Source organism: Streptomyces sp. SM10, from assembly GCF_002910915.1.
Taxonomy (GTDB): Bacteria; Actinomycetota; Actinomycetes; order Streptomycetales; family Streptomycetaceae; genus Streptomyces.
The window spans coordinates 1-16,174 of record NZ_NEUF01000049.1 but is presented as its reverse complement, the minus strand read 5'-3'; the positions used below and the strand labels follow the sequence as shown (position 1 = coordinate 16,174).

The following is a 16,174-nucleotide window of genomic DNA, read 5'->3' as shown; positions in this document are numbered from 1 at the left end:
GGCTGCCCGGAGAGTCTCCCGGACCAACCTAATCCCCGGCCCGTCGGGGAGCCCACACCCTCGACGGACCGGTCCCCGCGATCCCCCGTGGACCGCTTTCGGCGGCGCCGCCCCGGGCCGGACCGCGGGACCACGGTGGCGGGCGGCCTCAGCGCGCGGCGGTGGAGAGCGCTGTGGCGTACTGCTCGTCGGTGACGGGTTCCAGCCAGGTGGTGCCGTCGCACGCTTCTCTCCGGCGCAGCCGTGAAGGTCCGCCCCCGCGGTGCGTTCCGGCGCGCACCACACGAATGTCGCCCTTGGTAGCCCTTTCGCCACTTCCCGTGAACCCGGGGCCGGTTCGGGCGGAAAAGCCCCTGCCCCCGACAGGAGCATCCGGCGATGTTTCGGCAGGTCAGACGAGCAGAACCAGCATAAAAAGGATGAGCCCAAGATTGGGGCTCCCCAACCGGCACATCGTGGGCTTAACTTATGTGTCATGACCTCCCCCCGCTCCACCTACGGCAGCGGCTACTACGCCGCGCCGTCGTTCCCCGACACCCCGATCTACGACTCCCTGGTAGCCGAGCGGGGGACCCCTCAGATCGCACCGATCCGAGTCCCCGCCGCCTACGACACCGGGAACAGCTACCTGCCGGCCCTGCCGTCGGCGCTCCCGGCCCTGCCTGCGGCACCGTCGCAGCACACCGGGTCCTACGGCTACCCGCAGCAGACGCCGCAGCCGCAGTACCAGAACGCCGGGATGCAGCAGGCGCCGATGATGCAGCCCGCACAGCTGCAGCAGGCGCCGGCGCCGTACATCCCGCAGCAGCCGTCGGCGGCGCGCGGCTACCAGCAGCAGCCGCAGAGGCCCGGCACGGGATACGAGGCGATGCGCCCCGCTTCGCCGCGCCCCGCACCCGCGCAGTCTCCGTACGAGGAGCCCTACAACCGCCCTTACCAGGGCCGGGGGTACTGACTGACGGGCGCTCCTGCGCACCGTCGGTGACGGCTGGCAGGATGAGGGCATGCCTTCTCCCGCACTCGGTGCCGTGTACGTCCACCCGGTCAAGTCGCTGGCCTCGCTCGCGGCCGACCAGGCCGTCGTCGAGCCATGGGGACTCGCCGACGACCGTCGCTGGATGCTGCTCGACAGCGAGAACAGGGTGGTCACCCAGCGCCAGCAGCCCCGTATGGCACAGCTGTCCGCCGAGCTGCTGCCCGGTGGCGGGGTGTCGTTGGCGGCGGCGGGGAGTCCGTCGCTGGCGGTGGAGGTGCCCGATCCCGCCCGTACGGTCACGGCCGAGCTCCACCGGAGCAAGGTCGAGGTGGTCATGGCCTCCGGGGAGGCACACACCTGGTTCAGCGCGCGTCTCGGTGCGGAGGTCCGGCTCGTCCATCTCGACGCGCCGTCGCACCGCAGGCCCGTGGACCCGGAGTTCGGCCGCCCGGGCGAGACCGTGTCACTCGCCGACGGCTTCCCGCTGCTGCTCACCGCCAGGTCCTCGCTGGACGCGCTCAACTCGCTGGTGGCCGAGGGGGACCACCCGGACGAGGGGCCGCTGCCGATGGACCGCTTCCGGCCGAACGTGGTCGTGGACGGTACGCAACCCTGGGCGGAGGACGGCTGGAAGCGGATCGCGATCGGGGAGGTCGCGTTCCGTGTAGTGAAGCCGTGCGGTCGGTGCGTGATCACGACCACCGACCAGCGAACGGCGGAGCGGGGCAAGGAGCCGTTGCACACGCTGGCCCGGCACCGCCGCGACGGAAAGCATCTTCTCTTCGGCCAGAATCTGATTCCGGAGACCACGGGCATGATCCGGGTGGGGGACCCGGTGCGGGTCCTCGGCTGACCTCGCACGGATTTCCCGGTTCTCCGGATTCCCGGAGGAGAATTCGAGGGAACTCGGTGAGGCCCGGGAGGCGTTGTCGGCGTGAGGTTGCTCTCTCTTCGCCGCCCGTGGACGCATTCGCCGCCCCGGCGGGTTATCACGGACAGGCAAGGGGGTGGATGACTGTGCGAGCGATTCTGGGAATCCGGAGGTGGCGGCGCAATCCGGCATGCCGGCCCACCGACCGTCATGAGGCGTGGGTGGCGCTGGCCGCGTTGCTGCTGATGGTGCTGGCGGCACCGGTGCTCGGATGGAAGGTCGGGTCGCTCACGGACGACGCGCTCCGGCAGGCGGTGCGGGCCCAGCACGAGCAGCGCCACCTGGCCCCGGCCGTCGTGGTCCGCGCCTCCTCGGGCACCTCACGTTTCGCCCAGGACCCCGAGGCGGCCGTCACCGAGGGCTCCATGCGCACGTCGGTGGTGGCCGACTGGCGGGCCCCGGACGGTACGGCGCGTACGGGCACCGTGTCGACGGCGTCGACGATGACGGCTCCCGGCACCCGGATCCGGATCTGGACGGACGACCGGGGGAACCCGGTGATGCGCCCCATGGACAGTTCCACGGCACACACCCACGCGGTGCTCGCGGGCCTCGGCGCCGCGCTGGTCGTCGGCGGTCTGGCGGAAATCGCCCGCAGGGCCGTCGTAGGGCGCATGATGCAACGGCGGTACGCCCGGCTCGACCGTGCGTGGGCCGAAGTCGGCCCCGACTGGGGCAGAACGGGTACGGGCAGCTGAGCCCGGGGGCGCAGTTCTCCTGGTGCGCGGCCGGGGCGGGCCGCTCCCTGCGGCCGACCCGTCAACTCGCGCCCGTCCCGCGCGCTACGGTGGACCGGCCCGCCCGACTCCTCGACAGGCGGGACGACGGCCCGCGGGTGAACCGGCGGGGCAGGCGGACAGGCACGAGGCAGCGCACACGGCACGAGGTGGGGGCTCAGCAGCACCATGGCACAGGGCACGGTCCAGGTGACGCACACCGGCACATCGCGATGGCGTCGCCGAACAGGCGAATACGCTTCCCTCACCGCCGCCCTGGAGGCCGCAGCGGACGGTGACGTCCTCACCGTCGCCCCCGGCACCTACCGGGAGAATCTCGTCGTCCACCGCGCGGTGACACTGCGCGGTCCCGAGGGGTCCGCGGGCTCCGTCCGGATCGCGCCGGCCGACGGAGTCCCCCTGACCGTCCGTGCCTCCGCCGTCCTCCAGGACCTCCATGTGGAGGGCCAGGACTCGGCGGCCCCCGCGCTGCTCGTCGAGGAGGGCACGCCCGAGCTGTCGGATCTGCGCATCGTGACCAGGTCGGCCGCCGGGATCGAGGTGCGGGGCGCCGCCAGGCCGACCGTGCGCCGCTGCACCGTCGACAATCCGGCAGGCGTGGGAATCGCCGTACTCGACGGCGCCGGGGGCGCGTTCGAGGAGTGCGAGGTCGTCTCGGCCGGCCAGTCCGGCGTCTCCGTGCGGGACGGCGCGCACCCGCGGCTCGACCGCTGCCGTGTGCACCACGCGTCGGGCGCGGGCCTGAGTGTCACCGGGGAGGGCAGCGCCCTGGAAGCGGTGGGCTGCGAGGTGTACGAGATCAAGGGCAGCGGGGTACAGGTCTCCTCACGCGGAACGGCGCACCTCACGGACTGCACGGTGCACCGCACGTCCTCCGACGGAGTCACGCTGGACACCGACGCCGTCCTCACCCTCGCCGACTGCGACATTCACGACATCCCTGAGAACGCGGTCGACCTGCGGTCCCGTTCGGTGCTCACCCTGACCCGCTCCACCGTCCGCAGATTCGGCCGCAACGGCCTCTCGGTCTGGGACCCGGGCACCCGTGTCGATGCCAACCAGTGCGAGATCCACGACAGTACGGGTGACTACCCGGCGGTCTGGGTCAGTGACGGTGCCACGGTGATACTCGACTCGTGCCGGGTCCACGACGTGCCCGACGCCCTCTTCGTCCTCGACCGGGGCTCGCGCGCGGACGTCGTGGACAGCGACCTGTCCCAGATCCGTAACACCGCGGTCTCCGTGAGCGACGGAGCCACGGCCCAGCTCGACGACTGCCGGATCCGTGAGGCGTCCACCGGGGCGTGGTTCCGCGATCACGGCAGCGGCGGCACGCTGAACAACTGCACGATCGACGCGGCGCAGACCGGTGTCATCGTGACCAAGGGCGCCGACCCGACCATCGAGAGGTGCACGGTCACCTCCCCCGCGGAGGCCGGCTTCTACGTCTCCGCCGAGGGCCGTGGCACCTTCGACAGCTGCCGGGTCACGGGGAGCGAGGGCTACGGCTTCCATGTGATGGACGGCTGCCGCTCCACCCTGACGCGCTGCCGTACCGAGCGGTGCGCGCGCGGCGGCTACGAATTCGCCGAGGGCTCGGGCGACGGGCACGCGTCCGGTCCGGTGGCGCAGGACTGCACCAGTGACGAGAGCGGCCTGCGGGGCGTCACTCCCCCTGCCCCCGCGGTCCTGACGGCGACGCAGGCCACCCCCGGACTGCTCGGCGCGATGCCCGGGCAGCGGACCTCCGAGCCGGCCGTCCCCGCGCCCGTCGCGCCTCCCGCCGAACCGGCGCGCGAGTCGGACGCCGTCCTGGGTGAGCTCGACGCACTGGTGGGCCTGGACAGCGTCAAGCGCGAGGTACGGGCGCTGACCGACATGATCGAGGTGGGACGCCGCCGCCGGCTGGCCGGGCTGAAGGCGGCGTCGGTGCGCCGGCACCTGGTCTTCACCGGTTCACCCGGTACGGGCAAGACGACGGTGGCCCGGCTCTACGGCGAGATCCTGGCCTCGCTCGGCGTCCTGGAACACGGCCATCTCGTGGAGGTGTCCCGGGTCGATCTCGTCGGCGAGCACATCGGATCCACCGCCATCCGTACCCAGGAGGCGTTCGACCGGGCGCGCGGCGGGGTCCTGTTCGTCGACGAGGCGTACGCCCTGTCGCCCGAGGACTCCGGCCGCGACTTCGGCCGGGAGGCCATCGACACGCTGGTGAAGCTGATGGAGGACCACCGCGACGCCGTGGTGGTGATCGTCGCCGGCTACACCCACGAGATGGAGCGGTTCCTCACCGTCAACCCCGGTGTGGCGTCGCGGTTCTCACGGACCATCACCTTCAGCGACTACGAGCCCGACGAACTGCTGCGGATCGTCGAGCAGCAGACCGAGGAGCACGAGTACAGCCTGGCGGAGGGCGCGGCGGAGGCACTGGTCAGCTACTTCACGGTGCTCCCCAAGGGCCCCGCCTTCGGCAACGGCAGGACGGCCCGCCAGACCTTCGAGTCGATGGTGGAGCGGCACGCCGGCCGGGTCGCCCAGCTCGCCGACCCGAGCACGGACGACCTGACCATGCTCTATCCCGAGGACCTCCCGGCGCTTCCCTGAGCGGTGCCGTCCTGAGCGCTGCCGCTCCGGGGTCCGCCGCCCTGTGCGCCCGCACCGGACTGCTGGGGCACGCGGGGCCCGAGCCGTTCCAGGAGGGCGGCACGCTCCACCGCGAAGACCGGGTCGGCCTGGTAGTCCGAGTGGCCCAGGATCGGTTCGGGGAGCGGGTGTTCGACGGTGCGGCCGTAGACCAGCGGGTCCTTCAGCGGGCCGTGGTCGATCTCGTGGCCCTGCCGCTCGTCGATCCGGACCGGGCCGCCGATCGGGTCCGTCCCACGCCAGAGGTTGCGCCAGCAGTGCATGGACCGGTGCAGCCCTTCCAGGGGGACGCGGCCGAAGTAGGCGGGGAACCAGCGCCCGTACAGTCGCTCGATCGGAGATCCGTACGTCAGCAGTGCGACGCGGCGCCGGGCGGAGTCGGGGAGCTGCCACACCGCCGCCGCGGCCAGCACGCTGCCCTGGGAGTGGCCCGAGATGACGAGCCTGCCGCGGGTACGTCCCGTCCAGGCGCACATCCGCGAGGAGAGGTCCGGGACGGCCCGCTCGGCGTAGCAGGGCGGAGCGAAGGGATGGGCCGCCCGCGGCCAGAACGTCCCCACGTCCCAGAGGATGCCGATGGTCCGCCGGGCGGAGACGTCGCGGTAGGCGCGACGGCCCCAGGTGACGAACAGTATGACGCCGAAGCCGGTCAGCCAGGAGCCGGTAGACTGAGCCGCCTCGGCGAGCGATTCGACGAACGGGCCCGTTCCGTCCATCGCGAGACCGGGGACCTCGCCGGTGATCCAGGAACCGGTCACCGCTCCCGTGCCGAGCAGCAGAGTGGCCGCGGAGAGCAGTCCGAGGATGCCCGGCGCGGAGTCGGTGAGTGCGGCGGTCGCCCTGGTGCGTGCGATCTTCCGGGTGCGGTCCGGCTCGGGGTGCCTCACCTCGTACTCCGCCTCGACCGCGGGCCCCAGCCGGCGCGCGTGCCGCAGGGTGCGGAGCGTCAGCCAGATGACGGGGAGCAGCAGGAGAAGCAGCAGGACCGGGATGACGGAAGCCTGCCAGCTGAGGAGCACCGGAGGGCCCGGTATGTCGGCGCCCGCGCCCATGCCGGGCGTGCCGGGACCGTCGAGCCAGTCGGCGACGCGCTGGGCGACCCCGCCGGTCATCACCCCGCCGAGGGCGCAGGCGAGCATGGCCACGACGGGGCCGCCGAGGCCGTGGAGGGTCGTACGCGGCTCGGGGGCACGCCGGTACAGGGCCAGCGCCACCACGGCGAGTACGACGACGAGCAGGCCCTGTCCCAGGGCGAGCGCGCGGAAGACGGCCTCACCGGGAAGAGTGCCGGAGGACACCCAGCCGGGACGCGACCAGCCGGCGTAGGTGACCGCGCAGAGCAGCAGGCCCAGAGCGGCGCCGGGCAGGAACGTGGTGACGGCCCGGTCGATGCGGTTGTCGAGGCGTCGCTCGCTGCGCCCCCGGTGGCAGACCACCGCGACGACGACGAGGCCGCACAGGACGAGGCCGGCCTCGAACAGGACACCGGCCATCGCGAGGACGGGGCTGTCCGCCGCCCGGTCGTGCCGAGCGGCGGTGGATCCGACCGAGGCCGCGACGGTGAGGAATCCGGCCGCGGTGTGTGCCGCGCGCAGGCGGGCCACCAGCCGTCGGCCGTACCAGAAACCCGGCCTGCCGAGGGCGGGGCGGACCAGGGGTGCGCCGGACTCCGCCACGACGTCCGCGTCCTCGTCGGGATCGGTGTCCGCCTCCGTACCGGCCGGTTCGTCCATGGTCAGGGGACGCTGCGACTCGTAGGCGCTCCAGGTGCGGTTGGACAGGTACCAGAGGAGTCCGACCAGGGCTGTGGGCACGAGCGCGGCGACAGCGAGACGGCGTCCGGGCTGAGCGAACCACCCGTCCTGGTGTGTGGACAGGAAGCCGAGCCAGGAACGCTGCCCGGAGCACTCGGGAGTCCCCGCGCACTGCCAGGCCACCAGGTCGAGGGCGACCTCGCAGGCCGCGGCGGTCAGCAGCACGGTGAGGGTGAGGGCGACGAGCCGCACCAGCACGCCGTACAGGCGGACCGCCCGGGTACGCCCCTGCGCGGTGGGCCGCATCCAGTGGGCGAGGTTGACCACCATGAAGGGGAGCAGCAGCAGCCACAGGGCCCGGGAGCCGTTGCCGGAGGTCAGGTTGGACCAGCAGTAGGCCTCGGCGACGGGCCCGTCCCGGAGGTGCTCGGGGTGCTGCTCGGCTCCTACGTCCTCGGTGCGCCGGTACACAGCGGCCGTGGCGTCACCGGTGATCCTGGTCGTACGCGGGTCGCCGAGCATGTCCTGGGGGGTGGCTCCGCCGACGCCGTGGACGAGCAGTTCCAGTGCGGCACCACTGTTCGGCGCGGCGTCGGCCTGGGAGGCAGGGGGCAAGGTCGGTGACTCGCTTTCTGGTCCGTCCGGCTCTCGGCCGGCGGGAGGGGGGCGGCTTTGCGTCTGAGCTGATGCGCAGTCACCACCATCGCGGACGAGGGGCACTCGCCGCACCGGCTCTCACGGAATCTCCCCAGTGGGACGGCTCGGGAGCGTGCGTGGGAGGATGTGGGCGTCCCGCAGGACCCCTGCCGGACCGTGCGGACAGAGGGAAGGGCCGGGGCCCGGCGTTGAGCGAGAACCAGAACCTGCTCGCGGAGCAGCGGCGTGCGCTCATTCTCGACGATGTGCGCAAGCGCGGCGGGGTCAGGGTCAACGAGCTGACCCGCAAGCTGAGCGTCTCCGACATGACCATCCGCCGGGATCTGGATGCCCTGGCGCGTCAGGGAGTCATCGAGAAGGTGCACGGCGGAGCCGTCCCCGTCGTCGAGGCGAGCACGCACGAGCCCGGCTTCGAGGCCAAGTCGACCCTGGAGCTCAGCGCCAAGGAGGACATCGCGCGCACGGCGGCGGCGATGGTCGCGCCCGGCAGTGCCATCGCGCTCTCCGGCGGCACGACCACGTTCGCGCTGGCCCGTCATCTCCTCGACGTACCCGGCCTGACGGTCGTGACGAATTCGAGCCGGGTGGCCGACGTGTTCCACGGGGCGCAGCGTCCGGCGTCCTCGGGCGGCGCGCGGGCCGGGGCGGCGACGGTGGTGCTGACCGGAGGCGTCCGTACGCCGTCCGACTCGCTCGTCGGCCCGGTCGCGGACCGGGCGATCGCCTCGCTCCACTTCGACCTCCTGTTCCTGGGCGTGCACGGCATCTCGGCCGAGGCCGGTCTCTCCACGCCCAATCTCGCGGAGGCCGAGACGAACCGCCGGCTCGTCCAGGCGGCCCGCCGGGTGGTGGTGGTCGCCGACCACACCAAGTGGGGGACGGTGGGGCTCAGTTCCTTCGCCACGCTCGACGAGGTGGACACCTTCGTGACGGACGCCGGGCTGCCGGACGGCGCCCGGCAGGAGATCGAGGAGCATCTGCCCGGCCTGGTGGTGGCCGGCGGCGCGTCGGACGAGTAGTCCGCCGGGTGGCACCCACGTGTTCCGCTCCCCGGGCCTGCGCGCGACAGACGTCCTAGGATCGGGCTGTGGCCGTATTCCGCATCGAACGCTTCACTCCTCTCCCCGCTGCCGAGGCGTGGCGCCGGGTGACGGACTGGGAGCGGCACGGCGGGGCGGCCCCGTTCACCTCGGTCACCGTCCCGACGGGGCTGCCCACCCGTACGGGAACGGTCTTCGTGGCCCGTACGGGTGTGGGTCCGCTGGGCTTCGACGATCCGATGGAAGTGGTGCGGTGGACCCCGCCCGCCGCCGGCCGGGCGGGGCTGTGCCGGTTGGAGAAGCGGGGTGCGGTGGTGCGCGGCCGCGCGTCGATCGACATCCGGCCGACGGATTCGGGCTCGCACGTCATCTGGGTCGAGGAACTGCGGGTGCGGCTCCTGCCGCGCTGGTTCGATCCGCTGCTGGCGACCGCCGGCCGACGGCTCTTCTCCCGCGTGCTCGGCGTTCTGCTGGAGGACTGAGTATCCCGCGGCCTTCGCTCGCCCAGGACCGTCCCGCCGGGCGCGACGGCGTCGAGCACGGAACGATCACCCCTCGGACATGCTCCCAGGAGGGGCGGCGGCTCGGCCGGTGAGGTATCCCGGACTCATGGGACTGCGGCAATGGCGTGAAGGGCTCCGGGACGGTACCCGGCCGAGCAGGGCACTGCTCGCGGCGCCGTTCACGCTGATCGCCGTGGTGACCGTGGTCGACATCAACGTCCCGCCCGAGGTGCACCTGGGGCCCTTCCTCGTGGCGGCACCGGCGCTCACGGCATCGTTCGCCGGCCCGCGTCTGACCGCCTGCGTCGGCGCGGTGGCTGTGCTGGCCCAGGCGGCCGTGGCCCTGACGCGCTCCAGCATCCACGACCTCAATCACACCTATCAGATCGCCGCGCTGTTCCTGATCTCCGCGATCGTCACGTTCTTCGCTCATCTGCGCGAGCGCGGCACGACGGAGATGGTGCGGCTGCGGACGGTGGCCGAGGCGGCCCAGCGCAGCGTCCTGCGCCCGCTGCCCGCACGCAGTGGCCCGTTGCACCTCGCCTCCTTCTACCTGGCGGCCGAGGCGGGCGCGCAGCTCGGCGGCGACCTGTACGCGGCGGCGCGGACGGATGCGGGAACCCGCGTGATCATCGGTGACGTCCGCGGCAAGGGCCTGGACGCCATCAGCGGTGCCGCGGGGGTTCTGGGCGCCTTCCGGGCACTGGCCCGCCAGGAGGGGCACCTGCCCGGTCTCGCCGCACGTCTGGAGACGAGCGTGGCCGCCCACCGGATCGACTCGCTGAACGAGCAGGACGAGCACACCGACGATCCTGGCATCACCGAGGCCTTCGTCACCGCCGCCGTGCTGGACATCCCGGATGCCGCTCCGGAGCTCCGCCTGGTCAGCTGCGGGCATCCGCCGCCTCTCCTGCTGCGGTCGGGCCGCGTGCACGCCCTCGACGCCACGGAACCGGGGCCGCCGCTGGGGGTGGGGGCTCTGTCCCCGGCCGGCCCCACGCAGGACGTGTTCTCCTTCCGTGCCGGTGACATGCTGCTGCTGTACACCGACGGCGTGACCGAGGCGCGGGACCGTTCGGGGCGCTTCTACCCGCTGGCCGAGCGGGTGGCCTCGTGGTCCGGCCTGGGACCCGGGCAGCTGCTGGAGCGGATGCGTGCCGATCTGCTGCGGCACGCGGGGGGCAACCTGGGCGACGACGCGGCCGTCGTCGCCGTCGAACGGCTTGCGGCCCCGGGCGGTGCGGGCCCTGCGCCGGCACGGTCAGCCGAGGCGGAGGACGGAAGGTGAGACGGGAGGCCGGACGTGCGGTGTCCGCGCGCATCCGGCCGTGGACCGCTCAGGCGGGCCAGGTTCCCGTGGCCAGGAAGTGGTCGATCGTCGCGGTGTACGGTCCGATGTCCAGGCCCTGTTCACGCAGCCAGTCGTCCGAGTAGTACTTGTCGAGGTAGCGGTCACCCGGGTCGCAGAACAGTGTGACGACGCTTCCGGTGGTGCCTCTGCCGACCATCTCGGACACGAGCTTGAACGCGCTCCACAGCCCGGTGCCGGTCGAGCCGCCCGCCTTGCGGCCGATGGCACGCTCCAGCACCCGGGCGGCCGCGACGGAGGCCGCGTCGGGCACCTTCATCATCCGGTCGATGGCTCCGGGCACGAAGCTCGGCTCCATCCGGGGTCTGCCGATGCCCTCGATGCGTGAGCCGCAGTCGCTGGTCGCCAGCGGATCCTGCCGGGTCCACCCGTCGAAGAAACAGGAGTTCTCCGGGTCGGGCACGCAGATCCGCGTGTCGTGCTGCATGTAGCGGACGTAACGCCCGATGGTCGCGGAGGTGCCACCGGTGCCGGCGGTGGCGACGATCCAGGCGGGCTCGGGGTAACGCTCCAGCCTCAGCTGCTGGTAGATGGACTCGGCGATGTTGTTGTTGCCACGCCAGTCGGTGGCACGCTCGGCGTAGGTGAACTGGTCCATGTAGTGCCCGCCGGTTTCGGCGGCGAGGGCGGCGGACTCCTCGTACAACCGGCGGGAGTCGTCGACGAAATGGCACTGTCCGCCGTGGAATTCGATCAGGCGGCACTTCTCGGGGCTGGTGGTCCGGGGCATCACCGCGACGAAGGGCACACCGATCAGCTTCGCGAAGTACGCCTCCGAGACGGCCGTCGAGCCGCTGGACGCCTCGATCACGGGCTTGCCGCGGCGGATCCAGCCGTTGCAGAGCCCGTAGAGGAAGAGGGAACGGGCCAGCCGGTGCTTGAGGCTGCCGGTGGGATGCGTCGATTCGTCCTTGAGGTAGAGATCGATACCCCAGTGCTCCGGCAGGGGGAAGCGCAGGAGATGGGTGTCCGCCGAACGGTTGGCGTCCGCCTGGACCTTGCGCACCGCTTCCTTGAGCCAGTCCCGGTAGTCCGGATCGCTCCGGTCGATGTCCACGGTCTCCATGAGGCCACCGCCAGGTGTGTGCTCACTGGTGTCCATCAGCGGTCTCCTTCGGTGGTGACGGCGGTACTCCGTGGGACCCACGATATTCCCCCCACCTGCACAAACCTTTACTTTGACGATCCATAGCCTCTCCTTGCCCCAGGCGTCACGGCCTGAGGGCCCCCGGACGGGGTCCGGTCGGAATCGGTCGCCACGAGCCCTGGTGCAGGAACGCTGTCTGCGGGCAGACTTGCAGAAGCCGGTACAAGGGGGGGGCGAAGTCGCCATGGCCGAGACAGAATTCAGCGCTGCGGATTTCGGCGCGCCGGACTTCGGCGCGGTGGAGTTCAGAGCGAGCGACGTCAGGATCCAGCGGTGGGCGAGATCGCTGACCAGAGCCGGCCAAGTGATCGTGAAGGACGGCCGGATCGCGCTGCTCACGAGCAACGGGCGGGAGATCACCAGCGCCCCGGTGACGGCGGTGAGCGCGGGAAGGCCCTGGTTCCCGGCCGCCGACTCGGCGGTCGCCCGCATCAACGGGGTGCGGTACCGGCTGACCATGGGCCAGCGCAACCGGCGGCCCGGCGGAGCCGCGCCGGTCCGCAGATTCCTGGAGGCACTCCGGGCCGCCGCAGGGCGGCGGATCTGACGCTGCGGTCCGGTGCGCACACCGCGAGTTGCGGAGCCCAATCCCCTGAGTCACGCTGGTCACACGTCACTGATGGTGTACCGGCGGTGACAGCGGAAGCCGCACCGCCGGAGGCCACGCAGGGCGGACCACGCATGACCAGAAACAGCAGTCAGCCATCTGCTGGATCCGTTCCTCCGTCTTCTTCCGGACCTATTTCGGGGAGTCGCAGCCGTGATCAGCGAGCCAAGCAGGCACTGCGCGGTGGAGCTCCAGGCCCTGCCGTCGCGGATCGGTCAGGTCCGCAGAATCATTTCGGCGCAACTGCGCTACTGGCATCTCGATCCTCTGATCGACCCGGCAGCGCTCGGCGTCACCGAACTGCTGACCAACGTCCACCGGCATGCACAGCCGGACAAATCGTGCACCGTCGAGGTCGATCTCCTGCTCGACCGGCTGACGGTCTCCGTCCACGACCACGACCCCCGGCTGCCGACCGTGTGCAACGCCGATTTCTCGGCCACATCCGGGCGCGGGCTGGCGATGATCGCAGCATTCAGCGAGAGCTGGGGCGTACGACCGAGCGACGACGCGGGCAAAGTCATCTGGTTCACCCTGCCCGCACCGTCCTTCACCACCGCTCTGCCCCCACTCCCGGTGTACGGGTCGACGACCGACGGCCCGTTCGGCTCGGACGTCGCGGGGCTCCTGGAACCGACAAGCGCGCGGACGCGGGTCCGGTCGGCCGTCGTCGGCTGACCGGAGCCGGGCCGCGCACCGCGGAGCGCGTCGATCCACTCGCGATCGACGCGTTCCGCGCTGGCCGGGCCTCCTTCCGGGCCTTCCGGGCCAGGACGTCACCCGCGGTCCGCCGTCACGCCGGGCCGTCCTTGTCGTAGCGGCCGTAGGGCTCGTCCAGGACGGAGAGCCTGCGCCAGTACTCGTCCTCGTCGATCTCGCCGGCGGCGAACCGCCGTCCGAGGAGACCGATCGGCGAGTGCTCGCCCGCGGGGCCGGCCTGCCGGGTCCCGCGTGCCTGCCACGGGCCACGCCGTCCGCGCAGGACGGTCCGGCGCAGCAGCGTCACGACGCCGATGGCGACGGCGGCCCAGATGACCGGGAAGAGAAGGATCCAGGGGCCGGGCCCTCCGGAGTTCGCCAGTGTGTCCATCTCGGTCAGCTCCTCGATCGTGGGTTCAGCCGTGCGTTCCTGTCACCTACGAGCCTGTCCCCGGCGGCGGCCGGAGGCGTCGTACGGGTGGCGGCAGTCCACGTACCGCGGCGGGAGTACACCGGGACCGGTGTTCTGCTTCCCGGGATACGCGGATCGGCGTGGATTCTGTACCTACTGGTATGTACAGTTCCTGCATGAGCACTCCGGAGCGGTTGATCGAGGCCACCCAGGAGCTCCTGTGGGAGCGCGGCTACGTGGGCACCAGCCCCAAGGCGATCCAGCAGCGGGCGGGGGCGGGCCAGGGCAGCATGTACCACCACTTCACGGGCAAGCCCGATCTGGCTCTCGCCGCCGTCTCGCGCACCTCGGCGGAGATGCGCGAGACGGCCGGCCGCATCCTGGACGGCCCCGGATCGGCGTACGAGCGGATCTCGGCCTATCTGCTGCGTGAACGCGAGGTGTTGCGGGGCTGCCCGGTGGGGCGGCTGACGATGGACCCCGACGTGATCGCCAGCGACGCCCTGCGGGCCCCGGTGGACGAGACGATCGGCTGGCTGCGGGGACGGCTCGCCGAGATCGTCCAGGAAGGCCTGGACGAGGGCGAGTTCTCCCCCGGCATCGACCCCGGTGAGACCGCCGCGGCTGTCGTGGCCCTCGTCCAGGGCGGCTACGTCCTGGCCCGTGCGTCAGGGTCGGGAACCCCGTTCGACGCGGCTGTCCGGGGGCTGCTCTCCCTGCTCGCCCCGCAGATCACGTCGTCCCGTCAGGCCTGAGGAGCAGTCGATGCACGCCATGCAGTACGAGATCACCCTAGTCAACTGGATACTACGCCATAGCGGGCTGCCCCGCACGTGACCTGCGAGTCTGCGCCAAAACACGAGGAAGCCCCGTACCTCCGCGGGGGATCGGAAGTACGGGGCTCCAGGTGGAACGGCGGGGGTCGGCATGTCGACCTCACCCCCGCCGCCCCCGCGCCGCTAGTCGGCTAGTGCCGCGTCAGGCAACGTTTGCCCTGTTGTGACGTGACGCGCCGTCCCGGTGCTGTGCCGGGCGGCGCGTGGCCGTCACCCTGTCCAGGTGGCAGAGCGAGTACGCGTACGCGAGATCGACGATGATGAGGGCAGACGGCTGCTGCGGATCATCCGCCGGGGCACCGGGTCGGTGGTGACCTGGCGGCGGGCCCAGATGGTCCTGCTGTCCGCGCAGAGCATGCCGGTGGCGAAGATCGCCGAGGTCACCTTCACCAGCGCGGACCGGGTCCGGGATGTGATCCACAACTTCAACGCCGACGGCTTCGAGTCGCTGTATCCGAAGTACAAGGGCGGGCGTCCGAAGACGTTCACACTGCCCGAGCGGCGCGAGATCAAAAAGATCGCGAAGTCGAAGCCGACCGAGCACGACCTGCCGTTCTCCACCTGGAGCCTGACCAAGCTGGCGGACTTCCTGGTCGCCGAGGGGGTGGTCGACGACATCAGCCACGAGGGCCTGCGCATCCTGCTCCGCGAGGAAGGCGTCTCCTTTCAACGCCTGAAGACCTGGAAGACCTCCCGCGATCCGGACTACGCGGCCAAGAAGGCCCGGGTCGAGCACCTCTACGCGATCGCCGACGGGGAGGTCATACCCGAGGTGGACGAGCCCGAAGTCATCTTCTGCGTGGACGAGTTCGGGCCGCTCAACCTGATGCCCCACCCCGGCCGGCAATGGGCCGAGCGCGGCGGGAAACACAAGGACCCCGACCGCGCACCGCGCCGCAGGCGGCGGGCGACCTACAACCGCTACGGCGGAGTACGGCACCTGTTCGCCGCCCTGGACCTGGCCAGGGACAAGCTCTACGGCCACATCAAGCCGATCAAGAAGCGCACCCAGTTCCTGGAGTTCTGCCGCTATCTGCGCAGCCTCTACCCGCCCCAGGTCCGCATCGCGATCGTCTGCGACAACTTCTCCCCGCACCTGACCACCAAGAAGTGCCAGCGGGTCGGCACCTGGGCCACGGCGAACAACGTCGAAATTGCCTACACCCCGACCAACAGCTCCTGGCTCAACCGGATCGAGGCCCAGTTCACCGCCCTTCGCTACTTCACCCTCGACGGCACCGACCACGCCAGCCACAAGGAGCAGGGCAGCATGATCCGCCGCTACATCATCTGGCGAAACAAGCACACCGCCGATATTCGCTTGCGCACCCTCGTCACACGGGTCAACGTCGCCTGACACCTGACGAAGGAAGAGAAAATGACCACGCAGACCCACCCCGTCGACCACGAACTCATCCAGGCCGCGGCGCACGTCGCTCGCACCCGCTGCCGGGGCGACAACCACACGATGGCAGCCGCGGCCCGCGCCCAGGACGGCCGGATCGTCACCACCGTGAATGCCTACCACTTCACGGGAGGTCCCTGCGCCGAGATGGTCCTCATCGGCGCGGCAGCCGCCCAGGGCGCCTACGAGCTCAACACGATCGTCGCGGTGGGCGACCGCGACCGAGGAGTTGTTCCCCCATGCGGCCGGTGTCGTCAGGTCCTCCTCGACTACTTCCCGTCCCTCAAGGTCATCGTCGGCGAAGGCGACCGCATCCGAACCGTCCTCATCACCGACCTGCTGCCCGAAAGCTACGTCTGGGCCGACCACCAGCTCGGCGCTGAGTGAACCGCTCCACCGAGCACCATCTGGCACCGCTGCCGACAACAGGGCGAACGTTGCCTGACGCGGCACTAGCA

At 71.2% G+C, this 16,174-nt stretch carries 16 protein-coding genes; 12 read left to right on the top strand and 4 right to left on the bottom strand.

What is annotated here, in order from left to right; translation table 11 throughout:
- Nucleotides 1–148: 148 nt before the first annotated feature.
- Complete coding sequence (locus B9S57_RS35220; protein WP_258036253.1) at nt 149–280, bottom strand: hypothetical protein; 132 nt, start codon at nt 278–280, stop codon at nt 149–151.
- A gap of 195 nt (nt 281–475) precedes the next feature.
- Here B9S57_RS35220 and B9S57_RS06460 point away from each other — a divergent pair, with 195 nt between their 5' ends.
- The 4 genes from B9S57_RS06460 (at nt 476) to B9S57_RS06445 (ending at nt 5,248) form a co-directional block, all read left to right on the top strand.
- Nucleotides 476–955 (top strand): DUF6643 family protein, encoded by a 480-nt coding sequence (locus tag B9S57_RS06460; protein WP_103514563.1) that lies wholly within the window; start codon nt 476–478, stop codon nt 953–955.
- Nucleotides 956–1,004: 49 nt separating this feature from the next.
- Entirely contained in the window at nt 1,005–1,829 is an 825-nt protein-coding gene (locus B9S57_RS06455; protein ID WP_103514562.1) for an MOSC domain-containing protein, read from the top strand.
- A 158-nt stretch (nt 1,830–1,987) separates the two neighbouring features.
- A complete protein-coding gene (locus tag B9S57_RS06450) occupies nt 1,988–2,605 on the top strand; it encodes a hypothetical protein (RefSeq protein ID WP_103514561.1) in 618 nt (205 codons plus the stop codon).
- 207 nt (nt 2,606–2,812) lie between these two features.
- Nucleotides 2,813–5,248 (top strand): right-handed parallel beta-helix repeat-containing protein, encoded by a 2,436-nt coding sequence (locus tag B9S57_RS06445; protein WP_103514560.1) that lies wholly within the window; start codon nt 2,813–2,815, stop codon nt 5,246–5,248.
- On the opposite strand, the gene B9S57_RS06440 is transcribed toward B9S57_RS06445, so the two are convergent.
- The gene (locus tag B9S57_RS06440) at nt 5,218–7,656 is read right to left on the bottom strand and encodes a hypothetical protein (protein ID WP_103514559.1); all 2,439 of its coding nucleotides are present in this window, start codon (nt 7,654–7,656) and stop codon (nt 5,218–5,220) included. The genes B9S57_RS06445 and B9S57_RS06440 overlap by 31 nt on opposite strands.
- Before the next feature lie 230 nt (nt 7,657–7,886).
- Between B9S57_RS06440 and B9S57_RS06435 the strand changes: the two genes are divergently transcribed.
- The 3 genes from B9S57_RS06435 to B9S57_RS06425 all read left to right on the top strand — a co-directional run bounded on the left by B9S57_RS06435 (nt 7,887) and on the right by B9S57_RS06425 (nt 10,529).
- Complete coding sequence (locus B9S57_RS06435) at nt 7,887–8,717, top strand: DeoR/GlpR family DNA-binding transcription regulator (protein ID WP_103514558.1); 831 nt, start codon at nt 7,887–7,889, stop codon at nt 8,715–8,717.
- Between the two features lie 68 nt (nt 8,718–8,785).
- The gene (locus B9S57_RS06430) at nt 8,786–9,220 is read left to right on the top strand and encodes an SRPBCC family protein (protein ID WP_103514557.1); all 435 of its coding nucleotides are present in this window, start codon (nt 8,786–8,788) and stop codon (nt 9,218–9,220) included.
- A gap of 127 nt (nt 9,221–9,347) precedes the next feature.
- On the top strand, nt 9,348–10,529 hold the full coding sequence (locus tag B9S57_RS06425; RefSeq protein ID WP_103514556.1) for a PP2C family protein-serine/threonine phosphatase: 1,182 nt from the start codon (nt 9,348–9,350) through the stop codon (nt 10,527–10,529).
- A 49-nt stretch (nt 10,530–10,578) separates the two neighbouring features.
- On the opposite strand, the gene B9S57_RS06420 is transcribed toward B9S57_RS06425, so the two are convergent.
- The gene (locus B9S57_RS06420) at nt 10,579–11,712 is read right to left on the bottom strand and encodes a PLP-dependent cysteine synthase family protein (protein WP_103514555.1); all 1,134 of its coding nucleotides are present in this window, start codon (nt 11,710–11,712) and stop codon (nt 10,579–10,581) included.
- A gap of 229 nt (nt 11,713–11,941) precedes the next feature.
- Here B9S57_RS06420 and B9S57_RS06415 point away from each other — a divergent pair, with 229 nt between their 5' ends.
- Complete coding sequence (locus tag B9S57_RS06415) at nt 11,942–12,304, top strand: hypothetical protein (RefSeq protein ID WP_103514554.1); 363 nt, start codon at nt 11,942–11,944, stop codon at nt 12,302–12,304.
- A 213-nt stretch (nt 12,305–12,517) separates the two neighbouring features.
- Nucleotides 12,518–13,042, top strand: a complete 525-nt coding sequence (locus B9S57_RS06410; protein ID WP_181011253.1) for an ATP-binding protein — start codon at nt 12,518–12,520, stop codon at nt 13,040–13,042.
- Between the two features lie 115 nt (nt 13,043–13,157).
- Here the strand turns inward: B9S57_RS06410 and B9S57_RS06405 are convergent, their stop codons facing one another.
- Nucleotides 13,158–13,454, bottom strand: coding sequence for an SHOCT domain-containing protein (locus B9S57_RS06405; RefSeq protein WP_103514552.1), 297 nt, complete (start codon nt 13,452–13,454; stop codon nt 13,158–13,160).
- Between the two features lie 197 nt (nt 13,455–13,651).
- Here B9S57_RS06405 and B9S57_RS06400 point away from each other — a divergent pair, with 197 nt between their 5' ends.
- The 3 genes from B9S57_RS06400 (at nt 13,652) to B9S57_RS06390 (ending at nt 16,103) form a co-directional block, all read left to right on the top strand.
- On the top strand, nt 13,652–14,230 hold the full coding sequence (locus tag B9S57_RS06400) for a TetR/AcrR family transcriptional regulator (protein WP_258036252.1): 579 nt from the start codon (nt 13,652–13,654) through the stop codon (nt 14,228–14,230).
- 304 nt (nt 14,231–14,534) lie between these two features.
- Nucleotides 14,535–15,668, top strand: coding sequence for an IS630 family transposase (locus B9S57_RS06395; RefSeq protein WP_103514550.1), 1,134 nt, complete (start codon nt 14,535–14,537; stop codon nt 15,666–15,668).
- Nucleotides 15,669–15,689: 21 nt separating this feature from the next.
- Nucleotides 15,690–16,103, top strand: coding sequence for a cytidine deaminase (locus B9S57_RS06390; RefSeq protein WP_103514549.1), 414 nt, complete (start codon nt 15,690–15,692; stop codon nt 16,101–16,103).
- Nucleotides 16,104–16,174 lie beyond the last annotated feature (71 nt).

Excerpts from the sequence above, each read along its gene's own strand:
- B9S57_RS06460 (WP_103514563.1), top strand. The coding sequence starts at position 476 with ATGACCTCCCCCCGCTCCACCTACGGCAGCGGCTACTACGCCGCGCCG.
- B9S57_RS06455 (WP_103514562.1), top strand. The coding sequence starts at position 1,005 with ATGCCTTCTCCCGCACTCGGTGCCGTGTACGTCCACCCGGTCAAGTCG.
- B9S57_RS06450 (WP_103514561.1), top strand. The coding sequence starts at position 1,988 with ATGACTGTGCGAGCGATTCTGGGAATCCGGAGGTGGCGGCGCAATCCG.
- B9S57_RS06445 (WP_103514560.1), top strand. The coding sequence starts at position 2,813 with ATGGCACAGGGCACGGTCCAGGTGACGCACACCGGCACATCGCGATGG.
- B9S57_RS06425 (WP_103514556.1), top strand. The coding sequence starts at position 9,348 with ATGGGACTGCGGCAATGGCGTGAAGGGCTCCGGGACGGTACCCGGCCG.
- B9S57_RS06420 (WP_103514555.1), bottom strand. The coding sequence starts at position 11,712 with ATGGACACCAGTGAGCACACACCTGGCGGTGGCCTCATGGAGACCGTG.
- B9S57_RS06415 (WP_103514554.1), top strand. The coding sequence starts at position 11,942 with ATGGCCGAGACAGAATTCAGCGCTGCGGATTTCGGCGCGCCGGACTTC.
- B9S57_RS06405 (WP_103514552.1), bottom strand. The coding sequence starts at position 13,454 with ATGGACACACTGGCGAACTCCGGAGGGCCCGGCCCCTGGATCCTTCTC.
- B9S57_RS06400 (WP_258036252.1), top strand. The coding sequence starts at position 13,652 with ATGAGCACTCCGGAGCGGTTGATCGAGGCCACCCAGGAGCTCCTGTGG.
- B9S57_RS06390 (WP_103514549.1), top strand. The coding sequence starts at position 15,690 with ATGACCACGCAGACCCACCCCGTCGACCACGAACTCATCCAGGCCGCG.